The sequence below is a fragment of the Pannonibacter sp. CBAS1226 genome, from assembly GCF_055685825.1.
In genome coordinates, this window is sequence record NZ_JBVOUO010000031.1 from 1 (window position 1) to 1,968 (window position 1,968).

General features: G+C 57.3%; 1 protein-coding gene and 1 pseudogene. Both read left to right on the forward strand.

What is annotated here, in order from left to right; translation table 11 throughout:
• Positions 1-70: 70 nt before the first annotated feature.
• Positions 71-762, forward strand: a pseudogene (locus tag AC0CMF_RS25215) (IS5 family transposase); the annotation flags it as partial.
• A gap of 1,011 nt (positions 763-1,773) precedes the next feature.
• Positions 1,774-1,968 carry a type II secretion system protein GspG gene (locus AC0CMF_RS25220; protein WP_119396708.1) on the forward strand — a complete coding sequence of 65 codons (195 nt, stop codon included), beginning with the start codon at positions 1,774-1,776 and terminating at the stop codon, positions 1,966-1,968.

Below are 1,968 nucleotides of genomic sequence, written 5' to 3' on the forward strand. Positions count from 1 at the left end.
ACGCGGCATGGCCACACCCTTAAAGGTGAGCCAACTGTCAGGTAATTACCGTCTCAGGACATTCAGGGGGCTGGGGTCTGGAGCGCCGTGGCGCGACCTGCCCGGGCGCTACGGCCCGCGCACCACCTGCTACAACGCTTCGTGCGATGGAGGAAGGCTGGGGCGTGGGATCAGAGGATGGACGTCATCGCCGCCGCACATGATGGCGGCATCCAGATGATCGGCAGCACTTCCATCAGGGTGTACCAACAGGCCGCGACGGCCAAAGGGGGGGCGGGATCATTATCTCGGTCGCTCCCGAGGTGGGCTCACCACCAAAATCCATGCGGCCGTCGATGGGCAAGGCTTTCCGATCCGGCTGAGCCTGACTGCTGGTCAAACTTTTGACGGCCAAACCGCTGACGACCTGCTCGATCATGTCGGCGCCGGAACAATCGTACTGGCGGACAAGGCCTAAGATGGTGATCGCGTCAGGGCAGCTCTCCGCGAGAAGGGAGCGTTTGGCAATATCCCGCCCAAGGCCACCGACGGTCGAAGCCATGCTTCAGCACATAGCTGTACCGCGAGCGGAACCTGATCGAGCGCTTCTTCTCCAAGCTGAAGTACTTCTACCGCATCGCAACGCGCTACGGCAAGTTGGCCGAAATCTTCCTGGCGATGGTTCAACTGGCCTCAATGCGCCTGTGGCTCCGCGCTTATGAGTCTACGGCCTCGTGGGCGTTGAGGCACACTTCAGCGGCCGGTATTCCCTCATTGGCCTGACGCAGGATGAAGGTCAATCCACGACTTCGAGAACTTCGATTTCCTCATGAAACTCTCCTTCTCCCGCCAACAAGATTATGAATGGAAAATTCCAGCTTAGAACGATCCGAAAACCGCGGGCGCATCACTATGATGCAACGTGATCGAATTACGCTCTAGATAGGTAAAATCCGGGCTAATACCAATGCTCGATGAGCTTGACTTGTCGAGTGTTGGTTAATCCCGTGCGACGCTTGAGCAATTTCAAGGCGTGTTGCGTCAGTATCTCAGTGACTTGTTATAAGATATTCTTTTTTAGGGGGGTGATGTATTGTATTGTATTGTATTGATCTGGAGTCTATGAATTTCAGCGCGGGCCTTCAGGCTATTGGGCTTCAAAGGTTCTGATCCAATCGCCTCCTACCTCAGTTCGCTCAGCTTCCCAGTCTACTGGAAGATCTGAAATCTGATTGAGTGTCTGATCAGCGTCGAGCAAAATTCCGACACTTACATGATATGGCTCAAGAGCATCGTAGTGATCGATGCCTCCGCATAAAAATTGCCAGTCTCCTCCCTCCCTGGACACCAATAGCACAGACCTCTCATGCCGAAGCACATGCCCGCAGCAGTAAACGCCCAGTCTTGAATCGTTGAAACGCCAACATCTCATTCCCTCAACTCCCTTGGCCGTCTCTGCATACCCGTTTTCTCACGCCAATGCCTACCTCAACAACCAAAATTCCGTGTCCAGGCGGGTGGGGGCGTGGAAGCTGGGGGAGGGTCATGGCGGCGGCCTGTTCGCCAAAGCGACCGCTTGCGGGAGCTGGCAGGTGCTGTGCCCCTCACTTGCACAGGGGCGCGCTGACGTTAACGCTGCTGTCTATTGAGTGCCGCGTCAGCCGGGTCCAGTGCGCTAGCCCCACTCATCACGCCGGCCCGGCCCCCGATCTCAAACATGGGCCAGGACCCATCAGGGGGGGGCAATGCGTTTGATCCTGCTGCGGATGCCGAGCGTCAGTTTCCTGATAGGTCCTGCCAGCCTCACGGGCCCCTGACACAAGGCGAGGGCGGGGCGCCTATATCGACAGCCCACAGGCGCTCTACGTTCTCTGGGGCTGGGCGTACATCTACAAAAGCCAGGGTGAGATATGTCCCTATGAGATGTCGACTCTTGGCCGGGTTGGCGGGGGAGGTGGCACGGGCGAGGGCCGCGATGTGAAGTATTGA